The sequence below is a fragment of the Silvimonas sp. JCM 19000 genome (genome assembly GCF_054652575.1).
In genome coordinates this window covers 278,479-303,355 of the sequence record NZ_BAAIHC010000002.1, presented here as the reverse complement: position 1 = coordinate 303,355, position 24,877 = coordinate 278,479, and the positions used below count along the sequence as shown (strand labels likewise).

18 protein-coding genes are annotated in these 24,877 nt (G+C 60.2%); 10 read left to right on the top strand and 8 right to left on the bottom strand.

The genetic code is table 11. The features are described 5' to 3' along the window. Positions 1-93 precede the first annotated feature (93 nt). Positions 94-2,595 carry a hypothetical protein gene (locus ACYQ1A_RS03735; RefSeq protein ID WP_499360316.1) on the bottom strand — a complete coding sequence of 834 codons (2,502 nt, stop codon included), beginning with the start codon at positions 2,593-2,595 and terminating at the stop codon, positions 94-96. 252 nt (positions 2,596-2,847) lie between these two features. On the opposite strand from ACYQ1A_RS03735, the gene ACYQ1A_RS03730 reads away from it, so the two are divergent. The 4 genes from ACYQ1A_RS03730 (at position 2,848) to ACYQ1A_RS03715 (ending at position 7,442) form a co-directional block, all read left to right on the top strand. Further along, a complete protein-coding gene (locus ACYQ1A_RS03730; protein WP_499360314.1) occupies positions 2,848-4,890 on the top strand; it encodes a glycoside hydrolase family 18 protein in 2,043 nt (680 codons plus the stop codon). A 78-nt stretch (positions 4,891-4,968) separates the two neighbouring features. Further along, positions 4,969-5,346 (top strand): putative holin, encoded by a 378-nt coding sequence (locus ACYQ1A_RS03725; protein ID WP_499360312.1) that lies wholly within the window; start codon positions 4,969-4,971, stop codon positions 5,344-5,346. Continuing rightward, complete coding sequence (locus ACYQ1A_RS03720) at positions 5,343-5,636, top strand: phage holin family protein (protein ID WP_499360310.1); 294 nt, start codon at positions 5,343-5,345, stop codon at positions 5,634-5,636. The genes ACYQ1A_RS03725 and ACYQ1A_RS03720 overlap by 4 nt, the downstream gene beginning before the upstream one ends. Before the next feature lie 39 nt (positions 5,637-5,675). After that, the gene (locus tag ACYQ1A_RS03715) at positions 5,676-7,442 is read left to right on the top strand and encodes a glycoside hydrolase family 19 protein (RefSeq protein WP_499360308.1); all 1,767 of its coding nucleotides are present in this window, start codon (positions 5,676-5,678) and stop codon (positions 7,440-7,442) included. A 67-nt stretch (positions 7,443-7,509) separates the two neighbouring features. Here ACYQ1A_RS03715 and ACYQ1A_RS03710 read toward each other — a convergent pair whose 3' ends face one another. The 4 genes from ACYQ1A_RS03710 to ACYQ1A_RS03695 all read right to left on the bottom strand — a co-directional run bounded on the left by ACYQ1A_RS03710 (position 7,510) and on the right by ACYQ1A_RS03695 (position 15,205). Next, the gene (locus ACYQ1A_RS03710) at positions 7,510-8,145 is read right to left on the bottom strand and encodes a winged helix-turn-helix domain-containing protein (protein ID WP_499360307.1); all 636 of its coding nucleotides are present in this window, start codon (positions 8,143-8,145) and stop codon (positions 7,510-7,512) included. Between the two features lie 297 nt (positions 8,146-8,442). Beyond that, positions 8,443-13,776: an autotransporter outer membrane beta-barrel domain-containing protein gene (locus ACYQ1A_RS03705; protein ID WP_499360306.1), complete on the bottom strand. Its 5,334-nt coding sequence runs from the start codon at positions 13,774-13,776 to the stop codon at positions 8,443-8,445. A 275-nt stretch (positions 13,777-14,051) separates the two neighbouring features. After that, positions 14,052-14,708 carry a response regulator gene (locus ACYQ1A_RS03700; protein ID WP_499360305.1) on the bottom strand — a complete coding sequence of 219 codons (657 nt, stop codon included), beginning with the start codon at positions 14,706-14,708 and terminating at the stop codon, positions 14,052-14,054. Between the two features lie 332 nt (positions 14,709-15,040). Next, the gene (locus ACYQ1A_RS03695) at positions 15,041-15,205 is read right to left on the bottom strand and encodes a hypothetical protein (RefSeq protein WP_499360303.1); all 165 of its coding nucleotides are present in this window, start codon (positions 15,203-15,205) and stop codon (positions 15,041-15,043) included. A gap of 400 nt (positions 15,206-15,605) precedes the next feature. Between ACYQ1A_RS03695 and ACYQ1A_RS03690 the strand changes: the two genes are divergently transcribed. After that, positions 15,606-16,103, top strand: coding sequence for a Csu type fimbrial protein (locus tag ACYQ1A_RS03690; RefSeq protein WP_499360301.1), 498 nt, complete (start codon positions 15,606-15,608; stop codon positions 16,101-16,103). 19 nt (positions 16,104-16,122) lie between these two features. Here the strand turns inward: ACYQ1A_RS03690 and ACYQ1A_RS03685 are convergent, their stop codons facing one another. Both ACYQ1A_RS03685 and ACYQ1A_RS03680 read right to left on the bottom strand, forming a co-directional pair. Then, entirely contained in the window at positions 16,123-16,737 is a 615-nt protein-coding gene (locus tag ACYQ1A_RS03685; RefSeq protein ID WP_499360299.1) for a peptidylprolyl isomerase, read from the bottom strand. 78 nt (positions 16,738-16,815) lie between these two features. Beyond that, entirely contained in the window at positions 16,816-18,039 is a 1,224-nt protein-coding gene (locus ACYQ1A_RS03680; RefSeq protein ID WP_499360297.1) for a hypothetical protein, read from the bottom strand. 273 nt (positions 18,040-18,312) lie between these two features. On the opposite strand from ACYQ1A_RS03680, the gene ACYQ1A_RS03675 reads away from it, so the two are divergent. Then, on the top strand, positions 18,313-19,677 hold the full coding sequence (locus tag ACYQ1A_RS03675; protein ID WP_499360296.1) for an HdeD family acid-resistance protein: 1,365 nt from the start codon (positions 18,313-18,315) through the stop codon (positions 19,675-19,677). A 21-nt stretch (positions 19,678-19,698) separates the two neighbouring features. On the opposite strand, the gene ACYQ1A_RS03670 is transcribed toward ACYQ1A_RS03675, so the two are convergent. Further along, positions 19,699-19,935 (bottom strand): hypothetical protein, encoded by a 237-nt coding sequence (locus ACYQ1A_RS03670; RefSeq protein WP_062225131.1) that lies wholly within the window; start codon positions 19,933-19,935, stop codon positions 19,699-19,701. 292 nt (positions 19,936-20,227) lie between these two features. On the opposite strand from ACYQ1A_RS03670, the gene ACYQ1A_RS03665 reads away from it, so the two are divergent. Genes ACYQ1A_RS03665 through ACYQ1A_RS03650 form a run of 4 tightly spaced genes read left to right on the top strand, consistent with a single transcriptional unit; the run spans position 20,228 to position 24,804 of the window. Further along, a complete protein-coding gene (locus ACYQ1A_RS03665; protein ID WP_499360294.1) occupies positions 20,228-22,213 on the top strand; it encodes an arylsulfatase in 1,986 nt (661 codons plus the stop codon). Between the two features lie 2 nt (positions 22,214-22,215). Beyond that, positions 22,216-23,241, top strand: a complete 1,026-nt coding sequence (locus ACYQ1A_RS03660) for a formylglycine-generating enzyme family protein (RefSeq protein WP_499360292.1) — start codon at positions 22,216-22,218, stop codon at positions 23,239-23,241. 1 nt (position 23,242) lies between these two features. After that, positions 23,243-24,007 (top strand): MetQ/NlpA family ABC transporter substrate-binding protein, encoded by a 765-nt coding sequence (locus tag ACYQ1A_RS03655; protein ID WP_499360290.1) that lies wholly within the window; start codon positions 23,243-23,245, stop codon positions 24,005-24,007. Further along, positions 24,001-24,804, top strand: a complete 804-nt coding sequence (locus tag ACYQ1A_RS03650) for a YkgJ family cysteine cluster protein (protein WP_499360288.1) — start codon at positions 24,001-24,003, stop codon at positions 24,802-24,804. Before ACYQ1A_RS03655 ends, ACYQ1A_RS03650 begins: the two co-directional genes overlap by 7 nt. Positions 24,805-24,877 lie beyond the last annotated feature (73 nt).

Sequence of the window (24,877 nt, the reverse complement as noted above, 5' to 3'; positions counted from 1 at the left end):
CCACTCAAAGTGGCATCTTGGGCCCGCGTGGCCCGGGCTGATGGCTTTGAGTGGTGGGTCTTGACCCACCCTATGCATTTGCGCCGCTGCGCCCTAGCCCAGTTGCACCGGGTTGTTGTAATACGCGTTGACCTTGTTGCGCACCCAGCTTTCCGGATTGCCCACATCAGTGATCAGCCCGGTGGTGGCGCCGCCGCCCAGCAAAACGGTAAAGATGCCGCGCAGCGGGAAATCGCCATAGCGCGGTTGCGAGATATCAAACGGCTCGCTGCGCTGGAACATGGCCTCGCCGTTGGCGCCCATGCCGGGGAAGGCCTCGGGGAAAGGCAGTGCCAGCACTTTGGCGTTGACGTTGTGGTAATCGCTGCCGATGGCGGGATCGCCAAATAGATAACTGCCCGCCGTGCCCCAATGCGCGGGATTGAAGTCATCCGCCAGCACATCGCTGGTATTGGGAATCCGCCCGGACGGAATCTGCCACGGCATGATCGGCAGTTTGGTGGCCGCACTCAGCGCGCCGCAAAAATCCCAGAACCGCCCCCACTCGCGTGGACCATAGCAATAGCCGTTGATATAGGCGCGCAAGGTCAGATCGTCGCCTTCATAGCGATCCACCGCCAGAAAGTCCGGCTTGTACGGCCCGCTATACGCGCCCACTGCCGCGATGTAATCGGCGGTCTGTTGCGCCGGGATGGCTACATCGCTGTCCTCATAAATCCATTCCGAATAACCGACGCCCCACAGATTAACCTGCCATCCAAACGTCACTGCAGGCGCGATGGTGCGCGTCAGCCAGTTGACGGCGGTGACATAGCCTTTGATGTCTTCGGTGACGGCGGCCGGAATGCTCAGATTGACGCCACGCTGGGTCAAAGCCTCTTGCAGCGGTTTGCGTACCGGCATGGCGTAGCCGGGGTCCAGATTGGCTTGTTCGCACGCGCCAAGAAAATCCGGATTGACCACAAAACCCACCGGCACCGGATGTTGCTCATCGATGTACTCATTGGCAATCTGCAGCGCCTGGATGTAGTTGCCAAAGCTGTAGGCGTGTTGCGTGCTGTTGGCCAGCATGGTCAGCGTGTCGCCGAGCGACAGATTGGTGGTGTACGACACAATCACCGGCAACACGGTGCGACCATCGCCGATCTGCGCTTCCACCGTGCGGCTCAGTTCGATCAGGGCGCGCGTTTGCACATCATCGGCCAGATACAGCGTGGCATCGCCCATGCCATCAACCCCGGCATAGATAAAGATCGACTCGGCCCGTGCCGCGGTAAAGTCGGCCGCATTGCCGGGGGTCAGATCGGCGCAACCGCCAAATGACAAATGTGACGGAAAGCCACGCACATGCAGATTGGCGCCGGTGCTGATGCTGAGGTTGAGGCTGGTCGAGGCATTGCTGGCCACGGTCAGCGTGGCGGGTGCGCCGACTATATGCACGCTGCCGTTCTCGATAAAGTTACTGACCACCACGCGATAGTCGCCAGGCTGCACCAAGGTGGGAAACGCCGTGCGTTGCGTGCTGGCGCTGACTTCCGTGCTGTAGCTGCCGCCACTGCCCACCAGCCGCAGCGCCACCTTGTGGCTGGAGCCCACATCGGCGGTCACGATCAGCGGCAGGTTAACCGCGCCCTGGGTCGACAGCTTGGTGGTATGCACTTGCGCGTTGGTTACATCGACCGCCACGTCGTGATTGCTCAGCGCCACATCGGGCACGCTGAACAGATATTCCACGCCGTTGACGCCGATGCTGTCGATCTGCACCAGCGCCGTGCCGCTGGCCGGCAACTGGCCGAAGGTAATGCACTGGCCGCAGCCAATCTGCGTGGTTGCCAGCACTTTGTTGGCGCCCTTGCTTTTGAGCGTGACGTTCAGGGTTTCGCTGGCCAGGCCGGTCAATGCGCCGATGCGCAGGGTGACCGAGCCGAAGCGCTGCACGCTATCAAAGCTGATCGCCACGCTGGCCGCGCTGCCCGGCGCCACCGACAAGGTGCTGACATTGCTGTGCGCCGCGGCCACCACGTTGCCATCACTGGTGGATACGGCGGGGGTGTGCAGCGCGTAATCGCCGCGCGGCAATGTGATATTGCTGGTCTGGCCATAAGCCAGCTCGACGCTGTGGATCTGCGACCCCAGCACAAAATCCACGCGCGGTTTGACCGCGGCCAGCGCCGTGTCGGGCGCGGCCGCGCAATGTACCGCCACCGAGCCTTCCACACTGGCGCTCTGGTCGGCCGCCAGCACAAAAGATTTGAGCCAGCGTTCTTTATTGGTATTGAGATCACCTGACACCGAAATAGTGAATTTATCCTGCGCACTAAAGGTGAATTCTTCGTCAAATTCAACGCGGGCCGAAACCGCAAATACCCCGGCTTCGATCTGGTTGCTGCTCACATGGATGGTGGTCCCCACCCAATCGGTAAATTCGCTATAGATATCCGAATCCGCCAAAGCGGCTGGCGCCTGGAATTCGATGGTCAAAAACTGTTTGATATGCACCGGGCTGTTATCGGCGTAATGCAGGGTATTCAGCACCATGGTGCCGTAATATTCGCTGGCGCCCGAACTCACCACCACCTTGCTAAGCAGATCCATTTTGCGTCTCCTGACCTTTAACGCGGTTATGCCTTGGGGATATCCCGCAGCCGAAGGCATAGCGTGTCAGTTTGAACGCCATTCAGGTCGCGATTATTTATCGAAAATAATACTGATTTATAGCGATATTCAAAAACGTTCTGCCGCACTGATTAACTAGCTTATTCAACTGCATTTGTCGCTTTATGCAGACCATGATGGCCTAACCAGACAACCCTTCTGGTATTCACACAGCGGCTTCAGGAGTCCATCATGGCAAGCACACGCAATAGCAAACTGGTTACCGTTGACCCCAATGGTTACAGTGAAAAGAAATATGCAATGGCACCGGGTTTTCATCCGGGCACCGATGTCGAACGGTTTTCTTATACCGGCTGCGATGTTCTTAAATATGTTTACAACCATTATTCGTCCAATGAATATCAGGTGTTTGGTTATTACACCGACTGGGCGCAATACGATGGCCGGCGTGAAAACCAATACGAAGACGCCAATTGCGGCCGCAACGCCGATTTATTCAAGGTTGACCCTACGGCGTATGACAAGATTATTCTCGGCTTTGTCGGCGTACTGGGCGATAAAGGCGAAAAGCAATGGGGCATTATCAATGCCGCCGACCAGTTTGGTACCAAGACGGACGAGGCCACCTTTCTCGATCCGTGGGGCGATGTGTTGTCGTATGACAATGTCGGCTTTGAAGGCTGGGTTAGCGACGATGTCAAAGCCATGTATAACGAAACCTCGGCCCAGGGCATATTGGGCGGCCTGCGTGATCTGAAAAAGAAAAACCCCAATCTGCGGATTGCCATCAGTATCGGTGGCTGGACCATGAGCGAAGCGTGGCATTGGGTGGCGCAAACCGCCAGCCGCCGCACCACATTTGCCAATAGCGTGGTTGCTATCCTGAAAAAATTCCCGATGATTAACGATATTGATATCGATTGGGAATATCCGGGCTATCCGGGTAATACCGGTAATACCTATGACGACAACGATGCGGCCAATTATCAGGAACTGGTCAAAGCATTGGTCAGCGCTTTCAGTAAAGCCGGCCGTTCGGATGTGCGTATCAGTATTGCAGTTTCTTCCGCCGTCAAAGCGCTACAGAAAGCAGATATTCCCGGCATGATCAAAGCCGGGGTATACGGCATTAATCTGATGAGCTATGACTTTTTTGGCACGCCGTGGGCACCGACTTTGTGCCACCACACCAATCTGTATAACGCCGATCCGTCCGACGAAGAATTGTATTCAGTCGATGCGGCCGTGCGCTATATGTTGGCGCGCGGCGTACCGGCCAAACAGATTTTTGTCGGCTTTGCCGGTTATACCCGCAACGGCAAGAACGCCAGGATCGACAGCTATTCGCCCTTGAGCGGTAGTTATGATCCGGGTACGGGCGAAACCACCGGCACATTTGAATCCGGTTGCGGCGAATGGAATGACACCATTTACAACTATCTGGATCTGGAAAACAAAACCGGCCTGAATGGTTTTCATCTGTTTACCGATGAAATTGCCGACGCGGACTATTTATATAATCCGCAAACCAAGCTGTTTATCTCGCTGGATACGCCGCGCAGTGTCAAAGCCAAAGACGAATACGTGCGCAAGATGGGGCTGGGCGGCTTGTTTACCTGGACCATAGAAATGGATAACGGCGTGCTGGTGAATGCCGCCCGTGAAGGCCTGGGCAATACGCTGACCAAGCAAACCATTGATATGGCGCCGTTCTACTTCAAGGGCGAGAACATCACCGGCGGCACGCCTGCGCCGACACCGGCACCAACGCCCGCGCCGACGCCAGTCCCCACGCCTGCACCTGTGCCTACTCCGGTGCCCACACCCGTGCCGACCCCTGTGCCGACGCCAGTCCCCACCCCGGCGCCCACGCCGGTGCCGACTCCGGTGCCTACGCCGACGCCCGTGCCTACCCCTGCACCTGCGCCGGTTCCGGTGCCCACCCCCGCACCCGTGCCGACCCCGGCGCCCACGCCAGCGCCTGCGCCCACCCCGGTTCCGACCCCAGCACCCGCCCCGGTGCCGGTGCCGGTGCCGACGCCGGCCCCTGCACCGGTGCCTACCCCGGCCCCGACGCCCGCCCCGACCCCGGCGCCCACCCCATCCAAATACCCGCAATGGGACCATCTGGCATGGAACGGTGGCAGCAAGGTGAGCTGGAACGGCAAGAACTACAAGGCCTTGTGGTGGGCATCCAATACCGAAGAACCGGGCGATCCGGCCTACACCGTGGCACAGCCGTATGACGGCAAGGTGTGGCAACCCATCGCCTAAGTCCGGCCCGGCTGGCGCGTGCTTGCTGCGCGGCGCCAGCCGGTTTTTCCTCGCGGCCTTACTGCAGGAGTGCTTGCAATGGCTGAAGCCTCAACGCCCGACATGCTGGCCCCGCCGGTCAATGAACAAGCGGTGGTGCAGCTCTACCACGTGGCACACGGCGGTGTGGTGGTGTGCGCGCTGGCTGGCGCGCTGTTTTATCTGGCCAGTTCTGATTTGCCCAGCAACCGGCAGAAGCTGATCTACACCTTTGTTTCGTTTGTGTTTGGTTGCTTCTCCGCACCGCTGATTGCCGACTTTCTGGCAGTCAGCATCCAGAAGATAGCGGGCTTGACCATGCAGGCCAATCTGGAGCTGGGCGCCTTGCTCGGCGCGGCGTGCTGCGTGCGCGCCATGCAGTTTGTCAGTGATTACCTGGCCAATTGGCGCGCCCGGCGCAAGGAGCCGCAAACATGATCGCGTCCGCCTTGTTATGGATTGATTTCTTGCTCTGTCTGGCCATCCTCGGCCGCATTTTGTTGTACCAGCGCGCGGCAGGCAGTTACGGGCCGGTGGCGGCGTGGATCACCTGGGGGCTGGCCGCAGCCAGCAGCTCGGTGGTGGTGCGCATCTGGCTGGGGTTGTATGCCGCGCAAGTCGATATCAGCGAAGTGATGTTCAACAGCGTGGTTTGCCTGGCCGTGTTCAAACACCACGGCGATATCCGCCCGTGGCTGGCACACCACCATCCGCATTTTGACGAATGACCTTCAACTGCCCACGGGCATGCCTTCAGGAGTACTACCATGCGACGTACCCGATCCAGCCTGGCCGTGGCCAGTGTATTGGCCACCCTCGCCTGCGGCGCGCAGGCGGCCACATTGACCTGCGCCGCACCATGGCAGGCGCAAACCATCTACAGCAAGACCAACACCAAAGTCAGCTACAACGGGCGCCAGTATTCCAGCCTGTGGTGGACCCAGGGCGAAGCGCCCGGCACCGGCAACCCACCCGGCTGGAAAGATCTGGGCCCTTGCACCGGCGGTTCGCCCGCCCCGGCCCCGACGCCCGCGCCAACGCCCAAGCCCACGCCAGCACCGACACCGGCGCCCACCCCGGCACCCACCCCAGCGCCGACACCAGCGCCGACGCCCAAACCCACCCCTGCGCCGACACCAGCGCCCGCCCCCACGCCCGCCCCTGCACCGGTCCCCACGCCAGCGCCCACGCCGTCGGGTACGGTCGGCTGCTATCAAACCTGGAGTGCTGGCCTGGTGTTTGTGGCGGGCAACGAGGTGTCATACAAAAACAATAACTACCGGGCGAAATGGTGGACTCAGGGCAACGAGCCGGATGCCAGCGATAGCTTCGGGCCGTGGACCCGTCTGGGCGCCTGCGATCCCACTGCGCCCGCGCCGGTGCCCACGCCCACGCCGATTCCAACGCCCACGCCCACCCCGGCACCGGTTGAAGGCCCGATCCCGACCCTGGCCGAGGCCGAAGCCACCGAGAAAAGTCTGACCAATACCGCGCAGTTTGCCGCGATCAAGGCCTCGATCCGTACTGCGGATAACAGCGTGGTTGATGCGGTCAATGCCGGTGTGGCCAGCAATCCGTCCAACGTCAAACGCGTGGAAAAAATCGTCGATGCGGCCAAATGGGAATATCTGTTCCCGATGCGGGACCCGTCTTATACCTATCGCGCTTTCCTGCAAGCCATCGCCAAATTCCCGGCGGTCTGCGGTGATTACAGCGACGGGCGCGACGCCGAAGCCATCTGCCGCAAAACCCTGGCCACCATGTTTGCGCACTTTGCCCAGGAAACCGGCGGCCACGATGCCAATATCGCCACGCCGCAATATCGCCAGGCGCTGGTTTGGGTGCGAGAAATGGGTTGTAGCGAAACCGGTACCGGTTGCGGCTATAACTCGGAATGTAATCCCGCCATCTGGCAGGGCCAGCTCTATGTGTGCGGCAAAAATCCGGACGGCTCGTACATGAAATACTTTGGCCGCGGTGCAAAGCAGCTCTCGTATAACTACAACTACGGTTCGTTCTCGCAAGTGATGTACGGAACGCCCAGCACTTTGTTGAACAATCCGGATAGTGTGGCGACCACGTGGTTGAATCTGGCGTCAGCGGTGTTCTTCTTTATGTATCCGCAGCCGCCCAAGCCATCGATGCAAGCCGTGCTGGACGGTTCGTGGGTGCCCAATGCCGAGGACAAAGCCAATAATCTGGTGCCCGGCTTTGGCGTAACCACCATGATTATCAATGGCGGCGTGGAATGCGGCGGCGATACTGAAATTGCGCAATCGCAAAACCGTATCAGCTTCTACAAATCTTTTGCGGCTGACCTGGGTGTACCGGTACCTGCCAATGAAGTGCTGGGTTGCGCCAATATGAAACAATTTGGTGACAATGGCGCCGCCGCCTTGGCCACGACATGGGTCAAGGATTACAACCTGAATTACCGTTGCATGCTGGTCACTTATCAAGAGAAGTTCAGCGCATTGATTCCGGGCGATTATGTAAAATGCGTGGAAACGGAATGGGGCGTCAAACTCAAATAAGCGCGGCATGTAGTTGGCAAACATAAAAAAGATGCAACGCCACAAGGCGTTGCATCTTTCTTTGCGCTTAATGAGAATGCTTGCTCACGCAATATTTATATCCCACATTGGGAATGGACTTGATATCGCCGCCGCTGAGTGGGCTGACGATTTTTCTGGCTTTGGAGATCAATTGCGCCAGATTTTCATGATAGGGCTTTTCAGTGCTTTTCCAGATCCGCGATATCAGGGCTTCGCGCGAAATAATGCGATCAGGATGCTCAATAAAAGCGGCCAGAATACAACCTTCCAGCCTTGTTACGCGCACGCTGATTTTGCCGTTGCTGATCAATAAATTATCCAGATCCATGGTCAGCGCGGCGACCGGATTGCTGACCGGCACGCCCGCGCCCGGCGGCTGCAGCAAATCGCGGTCGAGAAACTTGTAACCGCGCCGCGCCGAGGTAATGATATTGCCGGACAAGCCGATCGGCGCTAAAGAGCGGCGTAAACGCGAGATCAACTGTGTGAGGTAAAGATCATTGATAAAGGCCGAGCGGTCGCCCCAAACCGCCTGGGTGAGTTGTTTACGATCCAGTAATTCATCCGGATGATCCAGCAAGGTGCGAAATATTATTTTTTCCTGCTCCGAGATGCGTACCGATATTTTATTGCGCGTAATGCAGTTAAGGTCCCAATCTATGACCAACTCTAACAAGTTCATGATTCCGGCTCCGTATTAGCACTGCCCACCGTACTAGAAGAGGTATCAACCCGATTTTTGTTGTTGTTAAGCAATGATTAGCTACTGACATGATCGTCACCAAGTTGAAAATACATATAAATCAATTGTTACGCCAGGATTACATATCGCACTATCTCGTCTGCAATATTTTCAGCGATTACGCCGCATTAAGCGCCACGGGGCAATCCGGCCGCTTGTTCTTTCTAATTATTTGATGCGCAATCCTGAAATTATCACTACCGTGTTTTATATCTATCCAGATCAAGCCATTCGTAATTACCAATATAATCGCCCGGATAATTGGGCATTCAAATTCATATATTGGTTCTGACCACTTTGCAGACCGCCTTGCGCCGACCAGTGCCAGCTTTGCGGATGACCGGATTCAACGCCCAGTTGCAACTCGTAGCGTTGTTGCGGCGTGGTGCCGGCAATGCTGACCCCGCCGATCTCCACGCCACCCACCTCAGGCTGCAGCCATAACTGCACCCCCATAAAGGGCCGGGTTTGCCGGCCGCTGGGGTGCGTGACCTGCGCATGCGCCTGCAGCCCAAGCCGTCCTGACCACGCCGCCGACTGCAAGCTACGCACCACGCTGCCGTTGGCCTCGGTATGCGTGGGCTGGCGCAGATCGGCGTACAGCAATTGCGCTTGCGGCACCAGCTGCCAACCATCCTTGCCCGGCAAGGGCAGGCTGTAACCGGCTTCGAGCGAGCCGATGCGACTCTGGCTGCGCAAACGCTCGGTGGCCAGGCCGCGCGGCATGATGCGCTGATTAAAGCGGCCAATATGAAACCAGGCATCGACATAGGCACCGCCGCTGGGGTCGGACCAGCCGCCAAGCAAACCGGCGCCATAGCCCGTCATCTGGCCGCGTGCCGGGGGGGCCGACCCGCGCGCGACGCTATGGCTATCCACGCGCACCTGACTCAGCATCAGACCGGCGCGCCAATCTGCAGCCGCGCTGCGCCAGAGGTCGGCGCCCAACTGCAGCAGGCTGGCGTCGTCGCGCATGCGCAAACGACCTTCGGCGGCGGTGCTGCGCGTGTGCAGCTGCTGTACCCGGCCCCATTGCGCCGGGCTGGCGGCGGTGGAAGCGCCATTGCGCTGCGCATGGGTACTAAGCCAGAGGGTATTGGCGAGTTGCTGCTGCGCGAGGTAGATACCCGGCTCGGCCCGCCATTGCGGGGCGGGTGCAGGCGTGGGGGCGGGAGTGGGCAGCGGGGTCGGCGCTGGCACTGGCGTTGGTGCTGGCGTTGGTGCTGGCGTTGGTGCTGGCGTTGGTGCTGGCGTTGGCGCTGGCGTCGGTACTGGCGTTGGCGCTGGCGTGGGCACTGGCGCTGGCGCTGGCGTCGGTACTGGCGTTGGCGCTGGCGTGGGCACTGGCGTTGGCACTGGTGTCGGTACTGGCGTTGGCGCTGGAGTCGGTACCGGCGTTGGTGCTGGCGTTGGCGCAGGCGTCGGTGCTGGCGTCGGCACTGGCGTTGGCACTGGCGTCGGCACTGGCGTCGGCACTGGCGTTGGCACTGGCGTCGGATCGGGCGTCGGCACTGGTGTCGGCACTGGTGTCGGCACTGGCGTCGGCACTGGCGTCGGTGCTGGCGTCGGTGTGGGCGTCGGAGCTGGCGTCGGTGTGGGCGTGGGTACAGGCGTGGGCACCGGCGTTGGCGGTGGCGTTGGTGTCAGATCAACTGAGCGCAGATACCAGTTGCCATTCGCCTGGGTGGGCGTGCCTTTATGCAAGGTGTATTCAAACGGCCCGGCCACCAAACGGTTGTTCAGGCCAAACGTACCTGCTGAATCCCCGTCCACCGTAATCAAGGGGATGCCGTCCCGTGTCTGCGCTCCGGTGCCCCCTTTGTTGACCACAGTCAGGCGGGTATGTCCACGTGTACTGCCGCGCACCGTCAGCTTGCCAGTGGGCGACTGGTCGCCGCCCAGTTCGGTGTAGAGATACAGCACGGCGTTATTGCTGATGTAATCCCCAAGGACTTCCAGCTCAGCGGCCCCATCGCCCTCCGCCACCTCCATCAAGCTCCTGGCCTCAAGGTTTTTGCGCAGCACCAGTCTGGCCCCGCCTGGCACCTCCAGCGGGCCATGCAGTTGCAGATTCGGGCCTATATAGCCGCGGCCGGTTATGTGGGCACTCGCTTCGATCACCAGTTTACCGCTGCCACCAAAGCCCTCGCCCGGACGTGTTCCGGCCACAAAGGTACCGCCACCAAACGTGGTGATGCCGCTAAAACCATCGCCCGTATTCATGGTGATGCTGCTACTGCCGTCACCCTTGGCGTTGCCGCTGATTTCCAGTTGGCCACTGCCGCTCAGCGGTCTGGACCAGACGTGATGGCGCGGCACCGACATGGTGAGCCTGCCATTGATCTCCAGCGGGCCACGTCCCAGCGCTTCGGGTTGATTCAGATTGGCAGTCACGCCACGGGCCAGCGTGGTGTGCACGTCGAGGGCGGCCGCGTCGCCGCGGGCGGTAAGCGTGCCGGTGTCGACCTGCATCTTGCCGCTGCCGCTGAGCTGCCCTTGCAACACGCCGCCATGCATCAGCCGCAGTTCACCGCCGTTGCCAAAATCGAATTTGCCGTCTTGTTGCAGCAGCACCTGCGGCAGCGTTTGTGCGTGGCCATCCAGACTGAAGCGCGTGCCGGGGCGAATATCCAGCAGTGCAGTGGCGCCCAGCGCATTGTCCGCTTCCAGCCGCAAGGCGCCGCTCATCAAAGTGGTGCTGCCGGTATAGCTGTTCAGCGGGTTGGCAAAGGTCACCTCGCCAAACGGCACCAGAATGATGTTGCCGGTACCGGTCACTTGCGCGGTCAGCCGGCGATCCCGGCCGCCCTGGTTGTAAAAATAAACGTACTGCCCTTTGGCCAGATCAATCTGCGACATGCCAAAGCCCACATACAGGCCATCCGGCTGCGTCGACACGGTGTATTGATGCGTGGTGGTGGCGGCGAGGTGGCCGCCCGGGTCGAGCACCGAAACATATTCCGGATTGCGATACGGCGCGGAGTTGGGTTTCACCAGCTTGAGCGCGCTGCCGTCGCCCAGCACCTCGCTGGCCCCCACCAGGCGTTGCGTTGCGTTGTTGTCCTGATCAAAAAAGGTGATGCCCTCAGTCGTGGTCGGCACCGTGCGCGAGCCGGGCAAATCCATGATCACATTGCCGCCACCGCGCGTATCGAGGCGGCTCAATTGCAATAACGGTTCGGGCAACTGGTTCCGGTTGATCAGATACAAAGTGCCGCCTGCCATGCTCATACCAAACACGCGCGCATTGTGATTCAAGCGCAGATCAGCCTTGCTGCCGAGCTCCAGCGTGGCCTGGGCAAGCAGGTATTCTGCAGCCTCATCCATAATGAACTCGCCCTGGGTCAGCGCCAGCGTGCCGCGAAAATGCGTAGTCATGGCGCTATTTTTCACCAGCTGCAGCGGCGCCCCCGGCTGGGAGCGGCTCAGCTGCAAGCGCCCGGTGCCATACACCGGACGCGACCAGACGGCGGTATCGCGGTCAATTTCCAGCACGCTTTGCGGCCCATCCAGCCAGATCCGGCTATTGGGTCCCAGCCCCTGAATATCCGGCCCGGGTCGCGCCGTACCCTTGATCAGCCACACGCCGGTGAAACCGGGGTGCAAGCCCGCCAGCACCACGTTCTGCCCGCTGATGCGCACGACGCCCGCGCCGTTGATCACGTTCATCAAGGTATCGTTACTGAACAGCAAGTCCAGTGTTCCCCCCTGCTGCACCGTGATATTGCCGCTGCTGGCGGCCTTGGGATTGGGGATCTGCAAAGTGCCGCCCGCGATCACGGTATTGCCGAGCCAATTGCCTGGACCTGTGAGTTGCAGCGTGCCCCGGCCGGCTTTATGCAGCTGGCCCGCGCCGCTGATTGCACCGGCATAATCCAGTGTCCCGGCCACATCAAAGGTCAGACGGGTGTCCACCACGATGGGCGATGCCATGCTTATGCCATCCACCAGCCGCAGGCCGCCGCGCTTTACCCGGGTCGGGCCGGTGTAGGTATTCGCGCCGGACAGGCTGTACTCGGTGTTCGGCAGATACATGTCGATAAGCAACTGGCCGTCACCGCTGATCACCCCGTCAAATTGCTGGTTATGCCCGTGCACGATGGACAATGTGGCGCCGTCCTTGAGCAAGACCGAGCCGCTGCCGACCATGCCCCACATCTTTTGATCGAAGCCGTTCAGATCAAACGAGGTCCCCGGCGACAACACCATACCCATGGTGTTATTGCTGGCCGCCAACATATCGGCCACGCCCGCGCGCAGGGTGCCGCCTTCGATGCGGGTATAGCCAAGATAATCGGCAGGCCGCAGCAAAAACAGCGTGCCATCGCCGCGTTTGGTCAGATCGACAAACTGTTCCGATTTGCCCGCGCCCAATCGCGCATCGATCCGCGCAACGGCCTGGCTGCCATCGATCTGGAAAATATGCGGTTGGTACGGCGCCATGACGGCATCGATGCCCTGCCACAGCAGATCGACATCGGGCGCCAGATTGCCGATGGTGCCGCCATTCCAGTAAAACCGCCGCATTGCCGTCCCGGCCTGCGCCCCCGGTTGCAGCTTGCCCATGCGCAGCTCGGCGTTTTTGCCCAGGGTGAGCGTGCTCTGGAGCTGGCTATTGGCTTGCTGGTCGCCGAGGATCAGCGTTCCGATACGCAGCCGCGTGCCTTGTGCCGCCATCTCCGCGCCCACGGCGCCGGTCGCGCCTGGCACATTGCCGCCCAGCAGCAAGCTGTCGGCCTGCAGCTGGCCCGCACCGAACCAGGCCTGGGCGACTGCATTCGAGACCGCACTTTTGCTGAGCACGCCGATGCGGACCGCGCCTGCGGCAATATCACTTTCGCCCGCGCCCAGATCGAGCAAGGCCCGGGTGAGCTGGATATCGCTGCCGTAGCCGACACCGAGATCAAACACCGATGCCGGCCCCACCCCATCCGACCCGCGTACCTGCAAGCGGCCACCGCCTTTGCCAAAGACCAGTTCACCGTTGTTACCGGCATAGGCCCCGACCTTGAATACATCGGCGTTGATGTGGGTATTGCCACTCAGCGTGACAAAGCCAATGTTATGCGCCACCGCACCTTGCTGATCGGCCACGCCAAAGGCGGCCGCCGTGATACGGGTATCCGGCCCCAGCACGAGGCTGCCGCCGGGCTGCGCTGATTGGCCATCGTCCTGGCCGATGCGGACATTGGCAATCTGCCGTTGGCCACCCACATGCACCTCGTGCAGCACGTCGTTGAATTCCAGATGCCCCAGGTCGGTCAGGTTCAGGTATTGCATATCGCGCCCGAGTTTTGCGCCAAGCAGCCAGGATGCACCGGGCAGAAAGCGCAGCGTGGTATCGGGGCCAGAGAGCGTGGCATAGCCCATATCGGGCAGGATCAGCTGGTCGATTTCCAGCGTACCTGGCGCCAGGGTCAGGGTTTCTTTGTGATGCAGTTCCAGGCTGGCGGCCAGCGCCCGCCCGCCCAGCGCCACCAGCAGCACAAAGCCCGGCCAGCGACCGCTACGGTAGAAACGCCGCCGCCGGTTGCGCCCACAGTTGGTGGAAGATTTTTGTTTTGCATGCATGAGAATTTCACCCTGGAGCGGCGCGCAAGGCGCCTGGCGTTAACAGGATGCAACCGACATGCAGACTCTCTACAAGCTTTACGGCTAGCCGCATCCACCACGGCCGGGGCGCTGGATAGAGCCTCCGGAGGCGGTAGACTGGCTGATAACGCGCCTGAACTGGATCAGACGAATCTTAATTTTTAAAAACAGCGCGGCACGCGGCGTCCACGCAAAAACGCCGCAAGCGCGGTGCGCTTTGCGGCGTTTCGGAGGCTGCCCGGCGGGCGGGTGGATTATTCCGGGCCGAGTTTGAAATCGCTGAGGTTGAAATCAAACTTGTAAATATCGGCGTCTTTGCTGACACCCAGTTTATGCATGGCGGTGCGTTTTTGCGTGCTGATGGTTTTGATACTGCGATGCAATTTTTCGGCGATTTCGGTAATGGTGAACCCTTCGACGATCATGCGCATGACTTCGCATTCCCGACTACTTAAAACCTTGGTAATGGTTTCATTTCCGCGCGCTTCGCTTTCGACTTTATCAAACAAGGCTTGCATGGCCGGTGAGCGATAGCGTTTGCCCACATAAGCCGCATCAATTGCCGGGATTAATACATCCAGCTTGTCCAGTTTACTGACCAGGGCAGAAACACCGGATTTTTCGGCTGCGGTCAGACTTAATGGATTGGCAATCATGGTTAATAAAACGATTTTGGTCGCCGGATAGCGTCGGGCAATAAATCTCAGATAGCTCAGCCCATCGCCCTGGCTACTGCCCGGCATGGAATAGTCGGTGACCAGTACATCACACGATACTTTATCCAGTTCAACAAAGACCTGATCCGGGTCATTGCAGGTTGCCACAATCGAAATGTGCCGTGAGCTTGAAATAATGGCCTCGGCGCCACCAATTGCCAATGGGTGATCATCAGCCAGAATTACTCTAATCATTACTCAGGTCCTTTCTATTTCAGGCTTTCGTTTACCTGCTTGATGGCAGTGATCATTACGCCACCGGGGTAGGCTGACGCAAGCAGGATCGGCCACAGGCCAACCCGCAGGGTGCCCCTGGCGCGGGCATTAACCCTGGCCCGGTGGGGCTTGCGGTTTGCATTTGCGCCGTTTTCTCTCTGTATACTGCGTTGTGGAATGCGTCAATAAAAGCCTATAAGCCGGCAGACGCAAGGCATAGGCCTGTTAAAAAACAAGGGTAATTAAAGCTTGTAGATCGCGGCGGTAACCGTTGCACGCAGCAATGGTTACCGCTGCAATCCAGGTTTTTTTTATTTGATTTTGTCGCGCATCAGGCGTTGCCTTACTGCGGAAGCCATGATGTATTCATTCATCCAGGCGATGAATTTTTGCTGTTTATCCGGTGGTAACTTGGCAAAAATATATTTGAGTGCACCAATTTCAGGATCGTGCAGATAATCATCCTGTTCTTTCATCCCTACCCTCCTGAGCTGAATCGCCGGTATGTCCCGCAAGATTACGCTGATTTGTTTTCGGTCTTTACCGGTGCTGGCGCACGGGGATAACTCACGAATAATAAAAAATTAACCGTGCGCCAGCTCGTTGTATATCGAAATGTATCGTTTCCGGATCCAGGGTGCACAGTGCTGGCAATTCTTGCTGCAATCAGAAAATGCAACCATCAGAGACATCTGAAAGTATTGATTTCGATCCCCAGGAATATTCCTTTTCTGTTTGGCCAGGATAAGCCCGGGAGCACTCCTGGCCAGGGGCTATCCTGGCTTTGTGGCGCGCCCGACTTGCCCATACTGCAAGCTCGCCCGTATCCCCTGAAGGCACGGTGCGCGCATAAGAATGATTTGAGGGAGCCCGCAAATGAGATTTTCAACCTGGATGGCCGCAATCAGCTGCATGCTGATTGCCCGGGCTGGGCATGCGGCGTCGGCGCAAGCGGCTGATACAACTTTGTTTCGCGTGGCACTCACCTTGCAGGCCGATTGCAGCATTGCCTCGGGTGTACTCAATTTTGGTTCGCAAAGCAATTTCAGCAATGGCATAAACCAGACCGCGCAATTGAGCGTTACCTGCAGCAATAACGCGCCTTATAGCATCGGGCTGGATGCCGGTAATGTAAACGGCTCTACCATCAACGGCCGACTGCTCACCAGCAGCACGGGGGAGACCGTGCAATATCAGCTGTACAAGGACGCCTCACGCTCCGAGGTATGGGGCAACACCGTCGGTACCGATGCCCATACCGGCGTGGGCAATGGCGCGGCCCAGCTGGTGCCCATCTACGGCCAGATCGGCGCGCGGCAGAAGCCGGCCGAAGGCTCGTATTCCGCCACCGTCACCGCCACCGTGTCGTTTTGACGCGCACAGCCAGCCCGTATTAGCGCGCAATCGCGCATTGATTAATAAAATCCAGCTGCGGATAGTCGCGTTTTAAATACGCCGCCCCACCCGGCGCGCCGATTTTTTGCGCATCGGGGCCTTTGCCCCACGGTGCCATATCGCCATAGCCGGTATAAAAATGGCTAACCGTCTTTTGCATGGAGCTTGCTTCGACATAGCCAAAGGGCGTTTCCCACGGATTAGCGCCGAGGCTATCGACTTTTTCGCCCAGGGTAATAAACAGATAGCTGGATCGGGTATTGGGCCCGGCACCGGCAAAGCTCAGATAGCCGCGTTTGAAGTGGCGCAATTCTGCCTGGGGCGGGTCATCGGCAAACGCCGGGTAGTTCTTCAGCCCCTGGCGCGGCAGCGCGGCGCCCATCTGGCAAATAAGCCCTTCAACACAGCGAAACAACGGCAGGTGGGTAAAAAAGCCGTCGTTGACCATCGTCAAAAAGCGCTGCGCCGCCAGCGGCGACCAATCCGGATTGACCTTGACGACCATATCGCCCTGCGTGGTCTGGCACACCACACGCACCGGCTCGGCGGCGCTGGCCGCAGTGGCCAGACTCAGGGCGGTTAACAAGGCGACCGGTTTGAAACACTGCAACATAAAAACTCCGCAAGCATGATCAGCACGGCGATCACGCTAGCAGAGTCTGGTGGTGGCGGGTAGCGCGGCGCAGCGGCTTCAGGCGGCAACGTTAACGCTGCTGCCGCTGCTATCCACATCAAAGCGCGCGGCCAGATACGGATTGCTGGCTTGCGCTTGCTGCCAGGCTTCGCGGTTTTGCTGCAACGTGGCAAATGCATCGCGCGCCGCCGTCAGATCACCCGAATTCAGCGCGCTGGCCAGCGAACTGAAATTGTCGTTCAGACTGTCGCTGGCGGTGGCGGCCGCGCTGGCGTAATCCGTGTCATCGCTGGCATCGACTTCGGTGTAGCCCAGCGTGTTCAGCAGCGTGCCAAACGCCGATTGCGCGGTGGTGCTGTCTTTGTTGTTGAGCGCGGTCGACAGCGCTGACAGTGCATCGCTCACGCTGCTGTCGCTGTCGCTGCTGTCGGTATCGGCGTCGTCGGCCTGGCCTGCCGCCAGCCCTTGCTGGATCTGGGCGAACAGCGTTTGCGCAGTGCTCATGTCACCGCTGCCTATGGCGTTGGCCAGGGTGGTCAAGTCGTCTCCGAGCGGATCATCTTCGCCGTCCTGGTCGGCATCCGGCGGCGGCGGCGGTGGGCCCATCGGGCGCGCTTGCTGCGTCTGTGCGGCGCTGGCGACGTCGCTCATCAGCGTGGAAAACGCGGTTTGCGCCGTGCCCAGGTCATTGCTGCTCAGGGCATTCTGTAACGCGGTAAAGTCGTCCGCGATGGCATCCGTGCTGCCCGACGCCGTGGCGCTGCTGCTGCTGATCGAGCCCGAGGCGCTGGCGCTGGCGCTGCTGCTGCCCATGGCCGTCTGCAAATCCTGCAACAAGGTGGAAAAGGTGGTTTTGGCGCTGGATAGATCGTTGCTGCTCAGCGCGCTTTGTACCGCATCCAGATCGGACGCCACTTGCTGGATGGCGCCACCGCCCTGGCCACCCGGTGGCGGGCCTTTGGGGCGGTCGGATTGCAGCGTGGCAAAGGCGCTTTGCGCGCTGCTGATATCGCCCGACGACAAGGCGGTGCCGAGCGCGGCAAAATCGGTCTGGAACTGCTGTTGCGCGCTATTGCTACCGCTGCCCGAACTGCTGCTACCGCTGGACGCGCTGCTTTGTTGCGCTTGCAAGGCGGCATACGCGGTCTGTGCGCCACTCAGGTCGCCCGCGTTCAACGCCGTTTCTAGCGCTTTGTAATTTTGCCGCCGCTGTTTGAGCTCGTCAGACGCGGTGCTCGAATACAGATAACTGCTGGAAGACAACCCTGAGATGCTGGACATTTTGCGCTCCTGATCAATTGGCGACCGGCGCAAGGCGACCGGACAATATGCCGTGATAGCGATTGAACAGGAGGGCAGTATCGGCAATATGTCACAGGCCGCCCGATGTGTAGCACGGCGTATCGGCCACGCGCTGATTTGTAAATTGCTGTATCGATTTGCCTGCGCTACCAGCCACAGCCGCAACGTTGCATCGGAAACCACTGCGCAAGGCGCGCGGATTTCGACTACATTTTTTGCAGACACTCCGTCGCGGCTTTCCGGATAAATTGCATGGTCAAACTGGTTCTGACGCTGCTGGGCGTCGATTATCTGCGCAAGCGCTGGAAAGCCATCTGTATCGCGGGCTGGCTCTGGGGTATTGCGGGAGTGGTGATTTTTATTGATGCGCTGGATAACGCCATCTATTTTCCGATCAATTTCTTTGCCGCCTTATTGATGCTGGATGGCGTGGCCACGCTGGCCGTGGCGTGGACCGGCATGGGTGGCCAGCGCGCGCTGCGCTTGCTGAAAGGCGTGGCGTTTGTGCTGGCAGCGCTGCTGATTCTGGCGGGCCATCATCACGGCAATTTCATCCTGTCGATGATCTTTGGCACGCTGTTTTTGCTGGATGGCGCCTTGCAGGCCGCGTCGGCGTGGGTGGTCCGTTATCCGCGCTGGCGCGCGGCGCTGGTCGGGGCGGGCATCGAGATTTTGCTGGCGATTTTCTTTTATCAGCCCTACCCCACGCATTACCTCGGCACGGTGCCGTATTGCCTCGGCCTGGGGCTGATGTTCAGCGGCTGGAGTTTGTTGTTGTTGGGCTATCGTGTGCGCCGTCTGCCGCAGCGGGCCTTGCTCAGTACCATGCTGGAGCGCCCCACTGCGCTGTTCTGGGCCGATCAGAATACCGATCTGGATGCCAACGCGCCGTTGGTATGGGACGGCCCGCCCGCTGCCAGCGAACGTGCGCTCACCGTGCATGTCTGGACGCCGGTAGGCTCCGCCCGCAGCAAGGCCATGCGCCGACCGTTGATAGACCGCTATATTGCGGCGGTCGATGCGGATGGGGTGATCTCGACCGGCCATGCGGCATTGGAATCGCCGGAAGGCATCTATATCAGCCTGTATCCGGCCGTAGAGATAGATCGTTCGCCCGATGACTTTGCCCGGCTGTTGCGTGCCACACGCGAGAACGACGTGCCGGGTTTGTTCCAGCCCAGCTACGCCTATGAATCCCAGGCCTGGTGCGAATCCACCGTCAAGGTACGCATCCGTAACTACAGCCCGGAACGCCTGCGTTTGTTCTGGGAGCAATATCGGCAAGACAGCACCTACAACCTGACCTGGCGCAATTGTTCCAGCACCGTGGCGCGGGCGCTGGAGGCGGCGGTGGAAGGCTCGGTCGGTCATTTCTACGGGCGTGACCGCGGCTGGCAGGCGTTTTTCCGCATGCTGTTGACGCCCGAACTATGGGTGGCCGCGCAAATCCGCAAGCGCGCCAAAACCATGGCGTGGACGCCCGGCTTGACGCTGGATTACGCCCGCGCCGTCAGCATGCTGGTCGATCCGCGCCCGTTTGGCTGGTTCAAGATGGCGCGTGTGGCCATCCGCAAAATGGTGCGCAACCGGCGCGAACAAACCCGCCGCGCCGCTTGAATCCAGCGCCCGCAGCGGTGCTTATTTGTGAAAACGCGCCGTCAATTTGCGCGCAAAGATATCGATACGTTCGCGCACCGACACCTCGGTCTTCAGCGCTTCGTAATAGCGGTCCAGCGCCAGCCGCAGCTCCGGGCTTTCTATGCCTTCAGGCGTTTGCCCCGCCACTCGGTACAACACCTTGCGGGCATCGATCACGTCCAGACTGGCGCGTTCGGCCATGTCCAGCGTGGCCAGTTCGTCTTCCGGAATCAACATGGCAGTTCCCTCTTCTGGTCAGTTCAAAACAGCGTAGTCAGATAGAGGGATGGTGCATCGCAACGTATCAGCGCGGCAGCGCAGCGCGGATTAAAGCGTTGCCAGACAGCCACTGACGGCGCTGTCATCAGCGCTGTCCGTCTGGTTGGGGCGGCCCCGGTCGGGCGTTGATTCTGCTCACAAAGCGCCATCCGCGGTTACAAATCGCATATGGCTAGCTACATTTGTTCTTTCAGTTTTTTATAACCAACTCATAGGATCGCCGTCGTCTCTTATAACGCGAAGCGCAATCATGAGCCTACGGCCACCGCATTCCCTCCGCCATACCTTGCTTAACGCCACCCTGATCGGCAGCACGCTGCTGGCCGGTTGCGGCACCGGTAACGATGGCAGCACGGCAACGTCGACCACCCCTGCCGTCACCACCACGCCCACTGCCACGCCCACGCCGACCCCGGTGGCGCAGAAGAAACCCAACATCCTGTACATCATGGCGGATGACCTGGGCTATTCGGATATCCACGCCATGGGCGGCGAGATCGATACGCCCAACCTGGATGCGCTGGTGGCCCAAGGCCGTATCCTTACCAACCATCACACCGGCACCGTGTGCGCCATTACGCGTTCGATGCTGATTTCGGGCACCGATCACCATCTGGTGGGCGAAGGCACCATGGGCGCGCCCAGCGATGAACGCAAAGGCTTGCCCGGCTACGAGGGCTATCTGAACGACCGCGCGTTGTCAGTGGCGCAACTGCTGCAAGACGCGGGTTACCACACCTATATCGCGGGCAAGTGGCATATCGGCTCGGGCATTGTGGGCGCGGCCAGCGGCTCGGGCCAGACGCCAGATCAATGGGGCTTTGAACACAGCTATGTGTTGCTGGGCGGCGCAGCCACCAACCACTATGCGCATGAGGCAGCCGGTTCCAAAAACTACACGGAAGACGGCGTGTATGTGCAGCCAGGCCAGCCGGGCCAACCAGGCGGCACCGGCGGATCTCCGGCCACGTTTTATTCCACCGATTTCTATACGCAAAAGCTGATCAGCTATATCGACGCCAACCACGCCGACGGCAAGCCGTTTTTTGCCTATGCCGCGTACACCTCGCCGCATTGGCCGTTGCAAGTACCGGAACCCTATCTGCACCAGTACGCGGGTAAATACGACGCCGGGTACGACGTGATCCGTGCCGCCCGCATTGCGCGGCAAAAGTCGCTGGGTTTGATTCCGGCCGACTTTACCCCCAGCGCCGGTTTTGCTCGCACGCTAACGCGCAGCCCGGCCAGCACCAACAATGGCACCTCGGCTGCCAAATACACCAGTGCCGTGCATAGCCCGGCCGACGGCTACGTGGATTATGGCCAGGGTTACGTCAACAAGAAGTGGGCCGATCTGACCCCGCTGGAGCAAAAAGCCCAGGCGCGTTATATGGAAATCTACGCCGGGATGGTGTCCAACCTGGACCACAACATCGGCCTGCTGATCCAGCATCTGAAGGACATCGGCGAATACGACAACACCTTCATCATGTTCCAGTCCGACAACGGCGCAGAAGGCTGGCCGATTGATTCGGGCGCTGATCCGCAAGCGACGGATGAAGCCAATGCACAAGATCCGATCTACTCAACCCTGGGCACCGATAACGGCCTGGTCAACGCACGCCGTCTGCAGTACGGCCTGCGCTGGGCCGAAGTCAGCGCCACCCCGTTGAGCCAGCTCAAAGGCTATCTGGGCGAAGGCGGCGTATCGGTGCCGGCCATCGTGCATTTGCCTGGCCAGACCACCGCTTTGCCCACGCTCAGTGCGTTTACCCATGTGACTGACAATACCGCCACGTTCCTGGCGCTGGCTGGCGTTACCCCGCCATCCACGCCTGCGCCGGCGTTGATCGACCCCGCTACTGGCGTCGACAAAAACAAGGGCAAGGTGGTGTACAACAATCGCTACGTGTATCCGGTGACGGGCGTGTCTTTGCTTGGCGTATTGCAAGGTACGGCGAGCGGCGAGGTGCATACCCAGGCCTTTGGCGATGAATCGTACGGCCGCGCTTATCTGCGCAGCGCCGACGGCAAATGGAAAGCACGCTGGACCGAACCGCCGTCGGGCCCGGTGGATGGGCATTGGGAGCTGTTTGACATCGGCGCGGATCGCGGCGAAACCAACGATCTGGCCGCCGCCAACCCCAGCATCGTCAGCGGTCTGGTGTCGCAATGGCAGCAATATCTGGGCAATGTGGGCGGGGTGGAACCGCTGCAACCCAAGGGTTATTACTAAGCATGAAACGCGCATACACCGTTGTAATCGCCAGCGTGGTTTTGGCCGCGCTGGCGGGTGGCGCGGCCTGGCGCGCCCAGGCGCAGTCGGTGGCGGAACATCCGCCGCTGGCGGCCCTGGGCACGCCGCAGCAATGCAGCCAGTATTCCGGGCTGCCTGCGGGCTGGGGCAAACAGAACAATGCCGGCATGGTGCACGTGGCCGCGGGCAGTTTTACCTTTGGCACCACGCTGGGTTATGCCGATGAACGCCCGGCGGGCGACGGCAAAACCCATGTTGCAGGCTTCTGGATTGATCAGACCGAAGTCACCAATGCGCAATTCGCCAGCTTTGTGGCCCAAACGCATTACGTGACGGATGCCGAACGCCAGGGCGGCGCAGTGGTTTTCCACGTGCCGACCGATAGCGAGCTGCATGCGCGGCCGTATGCATGGTGGAGCTGGGTCAAAGGCGCGGACTGGCGTCATCCCACCGGCCCGGACAGCCAGCTGGAGAGCGCACAAAACAATCATCCCGTAACGCTGGTCACGCAAGCGGATGCACTGGCCTATGCGCACTGGCTGGGGCGCGATCTGCCCACCGAAGCGGAATGGGAATACGCCGGTAAAGCGGGCCACGATGGCGCAAAGCTGGAAGTAGCGCCGCGTTACGCCAACGGCAAACCGTCGGCCAATTACTGGCAAGGCGTGTTTCCGCAAGTCAACAGCGCGGAAGACGGCAACGCCGGTCTGGCCGCAGTGGGCTGCTACACCGCCAGCGATTTCAAGCTGTACGACATGATCGGCAATGCCTGGGAATGGACGCGCGATGCCTATAGCGGCGTGCATCAATATCACAGCAATGGCGATACCGCGGCCGTGGCCAACCAGGCCACCACGCGTAAATCCGATACGCCGATGGTGATCAAAGGCGGCTCATTCTTGTGCTCGCCCGATTACTGCGTGCGCTACCGTGCTTCGTCACGCGAGGCGCAAGAAGCGGATTTGCCCGCGTCGCATATCGGCTTCCGTACCATTTTGCGAGGCTGAAGTGATAAAGACATTTGTGCAATTGAGCGCAGGCGCGCTGGCACTGCTGGCGGGCCTGGCGCAAGCGCAAACAGTACGGATCGGCGTAGTGGACGGCATCGACGCTGAGGTGATGCAGCAGGCGGCGCAGGTGGCGGCAGCGCGCGGGCTGACCTTGCAAATCCAGCCCTATGCCGATCTCGAAAAACTGCACGCCGCAGTGGCGCTCGGCGCGGTCGATGGCGCCAGCCTGCCCGATGCGCAAACCCTGGCGCGCTGGCAGCAAGGCGCGCTCAAGGAAGTCGGCACCAGCATTACCTTGCCCATGGGTTTGTATTCACGCCAACTCCCCAATCTGCGCGCCTTGCGTAACGGCGCGCGGATCGGCATTCCGGCAGAACCGGCCGCGCAAAGCCGCGCCTTGATCTTGTTGCAGAACTACGGCCTGATCCAGTTGCGCGATAACGCTGGCATCCATGCACGAATTGCCGACGTGAGCAGCAACCCGCGCGGCTACCGGCTGCTGGCGCTGAGTGAGCCCCGCTTGCTGGCCGCCCTGCCCGATCTGGCGCTGGTGGCGTTGCCGGGCGACTTTGCCATGCAACACCAGCTGTATCCGGCGCGCGATGGCCTGGGTATGGAAGATGCACGGTCACCGTGGGCGGGCGTGCTGGTTGCCGTCACGCCAGGCGCATGGACAGCGCAATGGCGCGCCGCGTATCAATCTCCGGCGGTGGCCGCGTTTGTACTGACGCGCTATCAGGATTCGGTGCGGCGGCCATGGTAAGCGCAGACTGGTCGCTGCATTGCACCGCCTGCGGCCGCTGCTGTAACTCGCCACCGCTGCTGTCGCTGGATGAACTGTGGCAGCACCGGCACACGTTTATAGGCTGCATCAGCGTGCGGCGTTTGCCGCGCAATGCATCGGCCGGCCAACGCGCACTGGCCGCGCAATTGCTGCCCGGCGGTGCGGCCGATGATCTGGTGTTGCTGCTGCAAGGCTATCAGTGGGCTAGCCAGCCGTCCTGTCCGGCGCTGCAAAGCGATCAGCGCTGTGGCGTGCACGGCGCGCATAAGCCAGCCACCTGCCGCGTGGTGCCGTTGGATGCGTTGTTACCGGACGCCGAACAAGCCCTCTTGTTGCCACAACGCGCCGAAAGCGCGGCCTTTATCGGGGCGGATTGCTTGCAGCCAAACGTGGCTGGCGCGGGCCAGATATTGCTGCGCCAGCTGCAGGTGGTAGAACCGGAATATCTGGGCGCGCTGCAACAACGACGCGCTGATCTGGCGCGGGACCGCACGCTGTGGGGCGACGCGCTGCATGCAATACTGCGGCCGGAGCTGGCACGTTCAGGGCGCAATCTGCAGGACGGGTATCTATCGCTGCCACTGGTGCCCTTGCTGGCGCATCTGGCCTTGCACGATGCGATCTGGCGCGAGCGCGTGCACGCCCTGCTCGATGCGCAAATCGCGCTGATCGAAAGCGGCATCGCCGCCGCGCTACAACGCAAAGACCCGCGCGACCGCCCCGCCACGCAAGAAATGCGCCAATTCTTAACGGCCTATCAAAAGCTCCGGGCATAGGGTGGGTCGAGACCCACCACGCAAAGCCGTCGCCAAGGACGAGAAACTCGCGGGTCATATCGTCGGCCGTGAC

Coding starts and splice junctions, on each gene's coding strand:
- ACYQ1A_RS03735 (WP_499360316.1), bottom strand. CDS start 2,595: ATGGATCTGCTTAGCAAGGTGGTGGTGAGTTCGGGCGCCAGCGAATAT.
- ACYQ1A_RS03730 (WP_499360314.1), top strand. CDS start 2,848: ATGGCAAGCACACGCAATAGCAAACTGGTTACCGTTGACCCCAATGGT.
- ACYQ1A_RS03725 (WP_499360312.1), top strand. CDS start 4,969: ATGGCTGAAGCCTCAACGCCCGACATGCTGGCCCCGCCGGTCAATGAA.
- ACYQ1A_RS03720 (WP_499360310.1), top strand. CDS start 5,343: ATGATCGCGTCCGCCTTGTTATGGATTGATTTCTTGCTCTGTCTGGCC.
- ACYQ1A_RS03715 (WP_499360308.1), top strand. CDS start 5,676: ATGCGACGTACCCGATCCAGCCTGGCCGTGGCCAGTGTATTGGCCACC.
- ACYQ1A_RS03710 (WP_499360307.1), bottom strand. CDS start 8,145: ATGAACTTGTTAGAGTTGGTCATAGATTGGGACCTTAACTGCATTACG.
- ACYQ1A_RS03705 (WP_499360306.1), bottom strand. CDS start 13,776: ATGCATGCAAAACAAAAATCTTCCACCAACTGTGGGCGCAACCGGCGG.
- ACYQ1A_RS03700 (WP_499360305.1), bottom strand. CDS start 14,708: ATGATTAGAGTAATTCTGGCTGATGATCACCCATTGGCAATTGGTGGC.
- ACYQ1A_RS03695 (WP_499360303.1), bottom strand. CDS start 15,205: ATGAAAGAACAGGATGATTATCTGCACGATCCTGAAATTGGTGCACTC.
- ACYQ1A_RS03690 (WP_499360301.1), top strand. CDS start 15,606: ATGAGATTTTCAACCTGGATGGCCGCAATCAGCTGCATGCTGATTGCC.
- ACYQ1A_RS03685 (WP_499360299.1), bottom strand. CDS start 16,737: ATGTTGCAGTGTTTCAAACCGGTCGCCTTGTTAACCGCCCTGAGTCTG.
- ACYQ1A_RS03680 (WP_499360297.1), bottom strand. CDS start 18,039: ATGTCCAGCATCTCAGGGTTGTCTTCCAGCAGTTATCTGTATTCGAGC.
- ACYQ1A_RS03675 (WP_499360296.1), top strand. CDS start 18,313: ATGGTCAAACTGGTTCTGACGCTGCTGGGCGTCGATTATCTGCGCAAG.
- ACYQ1A_RS03670 (WP_062225131.1), bottom strand. CDS start 19,935: ATGTTGATTCCGGAAGACGAACTGGCCACGCTGGACATGGCCGAACGC.
- ACYQ1A_RS03665 (WP_499360294.1), top strand. CDS start 20,228: ATGAGCCTACGGCCACCGCATTCCCTCCGCCATACCTTGCTTAACGCC.
- ACYQ1A_RS03660 (WP_499360292.1), top strand. CDS start 22,216: ATGAAACGCGCATACACCGTTGTAATCGCCAGCGTGGTTTTGGCCGCG.
- ACYQ1A_RS03650 (WP_499360288.1), top strand. CDS start 24,001: ATGGTAAGCGCAGACTGGTCGCTGCATTGCACCGCCTGCGGCCGCTGC.